Here is a 7,077-nt window from a genome sequence, read left to right as displayed (position 1 = left end):
CGGAACAACCGGCTCCATACCGGCCCAGGAGCTTACCGTCGGCGGAGATCCAGCCGGGATAGATGTATCCGGATACTTCACCTTGCCTGCCGGCTTCACGCCCATGTACGCGGCCTCGTCTTCGGACACCAACATATATACAGCGAGCATGACGGAAGACACGCTAACCATCACGCCCAAGACCGCCGGCACGGATACGGTAAGCGTTACGGTCAGCAAGCCGGACTGTGATCCGGTGAAGCAGTCCTTCACGGTCACGGTAAAGGCCACGATGAATGAATCCGGCCTCTATCCCTGGTCGGTCTCCGGGGAGAACGTATACCGCCTTACCGGCAACGTGGGCATCGGCGTGGACAACCCGGACCAGAAGCTGGTCGTGGACGGGAAGATCGAGGCGGAGGAATACCGCCTGACGATGATCCCTGCCGATTACGTATTCGAGGCGGATTACGACCTCATGCCCCTGGCGGACGTGGAGCGGTACATCCAGCGCCACGGCCACCTGCCGGGCGTGGCCTCCGGCCCGGAGATGGCGGCCAACGGCATCGGCATCAGCCGGATGCAGACCACGCTCCTGGAGAAAATCGAAGAACTGTCGCTCTACATCATCGCGCAGCACGAACAGCTTCGCGTACAGGGCGACCGCATCGTCTCGCAGCAGCAGAAGCTGGAGGTTCGAAAGAAGCAGGCCAGCGAGCTGGAACAACGGCTCAGGAGGTTGGAAGAATGACTTTCAGGGCGGGGTCCGCATCCCGCGAAGCGCGCAGAACCACAGATTCCATCAACCATAGGAAGGAGCAACTCATGTTCAGGATACTTTTGACCATTGCAATGCTGGTTACACTCATCACACCGAAAGCGCATGGCAGCGCCGCGCATGGACACGCGTTCGCCGAACCGGCCCCCGACCAGTCGACGCCAACGCTGGGGACCATACCGGCGCAGGTCGTTGCAATCTGCTGCGAGCTTGAGCTGGACCTGTCCACCTTCGTTACCGGGACGATCGGCATGCTCGAGTTCACGGCGGAGTCTTCGAACACGGAGCTGGTGACGGTAAGCGTTTCAGAGAACATGTTGACGATCGCGGGAGCCGGTGAGGGCGAGGTAAACGTAACGGTATACCTTGGAACCGGAATGAGTACGACGGCGAGTACGGCCTTCCACGTCACTGTAACTGCTGGCAGTCCCTGGTCGGTTTCGGGCACCGGCAACGTCTACCGTCTCGACGGCAACGTGGGCATCGGCGTGGACGACCCGGACGAGCGTCTCGTCGTGGACGGCCGCATCAAGGCCGAGGAAATCCACCTGGATGCGATCACGCCCGCCGACTACGTGTTCGACGAGGACTACGACCTCATTTCCCTCAACGAACTGAAAGCGCATGTACAGAACCATGGCCATCTGCCGGGCATCGCCCCGGGCGCAGAGATGGAAGCCGAAGGAGTCAGCGTCGGCCGGATGCAGACCCGGCTGCTGGAGAAGGTGGAGGAACTGATGCTCTACACCATCGACCAGCACAGGACGCTTTCGTCCCAGCGCAAGGTGATCGACGAGCAGGAGCGGCAGCTTGCCCTGCAACAACGATACATCGAATCGCTGGAGAAGCGGCTTTCGAAGCTGGAGACGGACCGGTGATACGCTGACGCGAGCGGAGTATCGCGGCACCCCGGAGGCCGCCACCAGGGCGGTCTTTCGGGGTGCCGGGAAAAGTTACCGGAAATCACGATCTTGCCACAGACGACACCGACAAAGAGGAAACGTTAGACCATAACGCCCGTGCGTCACGCATTGGCCCATCTAAAACCGCATCAGAATACCCTCGCGTCCCTTAGCGGACCCGCACCCCGCGGACCTTCAGCGTCCCCGTGCTACTTCTGATCGAACGGAAAGGCAGGGGAAATCCCATGTCCGCAAAGCACCTCACATCGAACGACTTGTCACAGTCACGCGCGCCCGGAAAGAACGCCGGCATCGCTCACGCGGTTGCCAGACTGCTGTTCACTGCCCTTGTATTCGCGGTCGGCGCGTTTTCCGCTTCAGGGCAGACGGCCACCACGCAGCTGACCCACGGCGCCTATGATTTCGAGCACCTTCAAAGCGCCGTGGAGGCGGACCGGGTGGACTATTTCACCGGCGACTGGTCCTTCTCGCTGCCGCTGGCCACGGTGGCCGGATCGGGCGACCTGTCCTGGCCGCTGGCCCTCGAGTACAGCAGCGGCATCGTGGGGCCCGACCGGCTGCTGCGCGGGAACATTGCAGACGGCCGAGCCACCTACACGCTCAACCAGCCTTCATGGGCGGGCCTGGGCTGGAACCTCACCGTGGGGGCGGTCAAGGTCATCGGCGGCTACAATACGACGGAGCCGGCCCAGGGCCAGTGGATCACCAACAACCCCAACGAGTACGACCTGGCCCTGGTGCTGCCCGGCGGCTACTATCCGCTCATCCGGCAGAAGGAATCGGACGGCCGCACCGCACCGTTGACCAACCGGTTCATCGCCGAGCGCCGGCAGTTCTGGGACATCAGGTGGAACGACCAGGATTCGCTGACCTCCACCTGGACCGCCACCGACCTGTCCGGAAACGTGTATACCTTCGGTCCCGCCGGCGGATACGGGGCCAACCTCACCACGGAGGCCATGGCCTTCGGATCCGAAACGAGCCCGCGCGGGGATACCATCGTGGCCTCCGGCTGGCTGAACAGAAGATTCGTGTACCAGTGGAACCTGGCCTCCATCAGGGATCCGCAGGGCAATGCCGTCTACTTCCGGTACGAGGCGGACAAGCCGGTGACCACCGTGCGTACCAACCAGGAGAAAAGCGAGGTCTTCAACAGCTTCCGGAACCTGATCAGCGCAGGCGACATCGACCCGCGCATCGGAACGATCACCACCGAATACACGGTGGTCAAGACGTCCCGGACGTCGCACCTGGCGGAGATACGGTTTCACAACGCGACCGGAGACCTGGTGCGGCGGGTGACTTTCACCGCGCCGGAACGGTCGAAGGACCTGCCGCTGGCCGGCGATTCATTCGTGAATAGGAACAAGTATTACGACTTCGCCACCGGCTCGGTCTCAGCGGACTCGACCATCGGGCAAGTCCGGATCCCCACCGCGCAGGAGATGCTCGACGCCATGCCCACCGGAAATCTCTACCGGTCGCCGCAGGAGCTCTACCATCCCTTCCTGTTCCGGTCGCTGGACGGCATCGAGACCACGAGGCGGCTCCGCGCCATCACGGTCGAGGACGGGGCCGACCGGCCCATCACCACGATCGACTTCGCCTTCGACAGCACCCGCGTCAGGCCCGAACCCCATGCCGCCTCCGTGGATCCTCATCGGCGGTTGAACCTGACGCTGCTGACTTCGGTGACGATAAAGGGCAAGGGCGAGGCGCCCCTGCCTTCCTACACCTTCAACTACGGCCCGTCATCAAAGTACCGCCTGACCAGCGTGAAGTTCCCCACGGGACGGACCATGGCCATTGCCTATGAGCAGGCCACCACGTCGAGTCACGCGCAGCCCGAAGCGTCCTATCTGGCCAAGAAGTACGGCGACTACGCATACCGCGTATCCGGGCGCGACGTGGACGATGACGGCGACGCCAGTACGATGGCCGCGACCACGCGGTACGTCTACCCGCCCGCGGCCGATCTCTGGCGTTTCGGCAGCGGTCCGGTCGAAGCCGTGACGTATCCGTGGGTGGAGGAGCACATTGCGGACAGGGACAGTACGTCCTACGGCAAGATCCGGCGCGATTTCGTGAGCAAGGAGGACGTGGAACGGCTTGGCCTGGCGGCCGCCTCGACGGACCTGGGCAAGGCGCAGCGCCGCATGTGGCGCGGGCTGCTCGAGCGGGAGACGCGATACGCCGCGTCCGGCGCGGAGGTCGGCAAGCTGGAGAACACCTGGGCAGTGGACGCCTCCGGCCACTTCAACGACATGATCTATCACGGCGGCGCCAGGAAGCAGAGCTTCTGGGTGCGGCGGACCGAGGCGGCCGAGACCACGGACGGCGCAACCGCCACGACGAGGTATCGCTACAACCGGGTCAACGGCCTGGTGGAACGGGAGGAGATCCCGGGCTACCGCGCCACCGAGACTTTCTATCCGCTTCCCCTGGGCGGCGCGACAGATCAGAACCCGCCGTACGCCTGGTCGGAGAACGCGCCGGCCCTGGGAGACGTCCAGGGTGACTCCGGCCATCACCAGTCCCCGACCGGCAGAGCCCGGGTGTGGACCCGGGCGAACGGGCAGAATGACAACAAGGAAAACCTCATTACGGCGGTGTACGAGACCGACTGGTTCAGCCTGGACAGTCCGAGACTCGACGTCGCGGGCACGGTCGGGCTCGACGAGGTGTCTGGCGCCGCGGCGGATCTGTACGGTACGGCACGGGTGGAGATCGTATGGGACGCGCCCGCGTCGCCCGTCTCGATCATAGCCGACGAGACCTTCACCCAGCCGACGGCGGCGGTCCAGGTGACCGTGGATACCACCCTCGTCGTGCCCGGCCGCGTGCGCTCGGCGTACATGCGGGTGACACTGCACAGTTCCGCCAACCGGAACGCGGCGCCGACGGGCATACGGACCTACGCCGAAATCACCCGCGTCGAAAGCCCAAAAGTGGACTACTCCTGGGACAGCGTGACCGTTTCCGAGTCGGTGGGCCGGCGAAACTGGGCGAAGAACCCGTCCGGCAAGGAGGAACTCTGGGCCCGGGTGACCGGGACGCCGGATCTGGACAAGGAGAGCGCGCTCGACCTGACCTACCGCTCCACGGCCTTCGACGTCGCCGATCCCTACGTCCGGGTACAGGGCAGGATCGGCCTGGAACGCATACTGGGGCCCGCCTCCGGCACAGGCGGACCGGCCGGGTCGGTGGCGGTTCGCCTCGTCTGGCCGGGATTGAACAACCGTTCTACCCGCGTCAGTGCCTTCTCGGACCATACCGAAAATGAGGAACTCGCCTTCGAGGAGGAGATCGCCGTCCCGCAACACGCCGCCGGCGTGACGCCAAGGGCCTTGATCGAAGTGACGATCAACGCGCTCGCCCCGAAGCCAACCGACGGAACGGACCGGTGGCGCCTGCGGGCCTACGCCAGGGACATCGAGGCCGTCCTCCTGCCGTCGGCGGCTTCCGACCCGGAGTATGAGATCATGACCGATTCCCGGCGTATCTGGGACAAGCCGGCGTCCGTCACGGTCAGGGACGGCGGCGGGATCCTGGATCATACCGAGTATGACTACGCCACGAATTTCAAGGTGCAGAGAACCTACGGAGGCACGCCGTCCGCGCGTCGCCTGGAGCGGGAAGTCCTGAGCTTCACGGAGGACGGGCGGCCCATCGAAACAAGGGACGCGGCAGGGACCGTAGAGACCACGCTGTGGGGTTACGACCGGCTCGCGCCGGTGGCCACTTTCGCCAATGCGAGGGTCTCGCAGGCCAGAGCCTACGTCTTCGACGACTACCGGGACGCCGCGGCGCTCCTGGCCGCACCGGCCTGGTCTTCTCCAAGTCCGGCCCGCGTATCGCTCGCAGACGGCGTGGTCCGCGCCACGGGCGGCGCCAGTGACCAGTCCCTCAGGCTGGACATCCCGGCCCTCGGGGCGGGCGTATTCGAGTGCGACGTGATGGCGGACGGCATCGCGGACCACTCCGCCGTTACTCTGTCGTCAGGCGCCTCCGCGGTCGCGGGGCTCGATCTGAAGGCCGACGGAACGTTCGGCGTCCACGACAACGGCAGCCTGACCCCTGAAGCGCTTCACGACGCGTGGCGCGTCAACCGCTGGCACCACGTCCGCCTGGAGTGGGATACCTCTGCCAACGCCCGGCGCTGGTTCGCCCGGGTGAACGGCGTGCGCTACCCGAAGACCGGATACTACGATCTCACCTCCGGCAACACGCCCGACCGGGTCCTCTTCCGCAACGGCGCAGCAGGCGGCTACCTGTTCGTCGACAACGTGCGCGTATATCCCGCCGCTGCTCAGCCCACCTCGCTGGCCACCTACGACCCGGCGAACCTGGCCGTCACCGCCATGCAGGACGCCAACGGCGTCACGAGGCGCTACTACCGGGATCCCCTTGGCTCGGCCTTCCTCTCCGAGGACGCCGCGGGACGGATCACCGCGAGGCGGACGACCGCCTGGTCCCGCCATGAGAACGCGGACGCCTACGCCGAGGCCGACCCCAACCGGATCGCGTCGGCGGCCTACGTGGATCCGAAAGGGCATCCGCTGCACAGCCGCCTCATCCCCCGCCTGAACTTCGATGCGCAGGTGACGGTAAAAGACGGCGAAGAGATGCGCTACGAGGCGGACGAGATCGGCTTCAACGCGGGCCTGACGGCCGAACCCGGCGCCGCCGTGACGCTCCGCGCCAAAGAGCGCATCGTCCTGGGCCCGGGCACGCACCTGAAGCCCGGCGCCGTCTTCTCGGCCGCCGTCGATCCCGACCTCGGCGTGCCCGCGGTCACCACGGGCAGCGTCGACGAAGACGTCCGGTTCAGCGGCCGGCAGGCCATGAGGATCGGCACGGACGGGACCTACGCCCTGCCCACCTCCGGCGCGCCCCTGACGATCCGCGCCGACGTGTACGTCACCACGGAGACCGGCGCCACGCCCGTCGTCCTCGGGGTTCGCGATACGGCCCGAAGCAGCAAGGCGTCCTTCGAGATACGCTACGACAGCGGCGCCGACCGCTTCAGGATCTACGAAGACGGCGTGCTCCAGGCGAGCGATCTGGACGATTTCGACGCGCCGAACCAGGCGTGGTACACCTGCGAAATCGACGTCACCGCCAGTGGCGACCTCTTCGCGGCCGTGATGCGCCACGACAGCTTCGCCGACGCCAGGAAGACGCAAGGCGCGCGGGCGAGCAGCACAGACTTCCCGGCCGCATGGCAGCCCGAGCTCACCCTGCGCGGCAGCGGCGGACGCTTCCACGTCGCCGGACTCTACCTGGGCGCCTCGACCGAGGCCATGGCCTATTTCGACGCGAGCAGCAGGCCCACGCAGCAGCGCGTCATAACCGGCGGCCGCGACCTGGTGACGCACACCGCCTACAACGGCCTGG

General features: G+C 65.6%; 3 protein-coding genes. All 3 read left to right on the top strand.

What is annotated here, in order from left to right; genetic code table 11:
• Positions 1 to 730: hypothetical protein (locus OXG98_04430; protein MCY3771251.1), on the top strand; the 730-nt coding region annotated here is incomplete at its 5' end.
• 74 nt (positions 731 to 804) lie between these two features.
• Positions 805 to 1,635, top strand: coding sequence for a hypothetical protein (locus tag OXG98_04425; protein MCY3771250.1), 831 nt, complete (start codon positions 805 to 807; stop codon positions 1,633 to 1,635).
• 269 nt (positions 1,636 to 1,904) lie between these two features.
• On the top strand, positions 1,905 to 7,077 hold a 5,173-nt coding region (locus OXG98_04420), incomplete at its 3' end, for a hypothetical protein (GenBank protein MCY3771249.1).

The sequence above is a fragment of the Gemmatimonadota bacterium genome, assembly GCA_026706345.1.
Lineage (GTDB): Bacteria > JAAXHH01 > JAAXHH01 > JAAXHH01 > JAAXHH01 > JAAXHH01.
This window is presented reverse-complemented; position numbering and strand designations above follow the sequence as displayed.

Bases quoted from the DNA above. Each gene is read 5' to 3' on its own strand.
- OXG98_04425 (MCY3771250.1), top strand. From the start codon at position 805: ATGTTCAGGATACTTTTGACCATTGCAATGCTGGTTACACTCATCACA.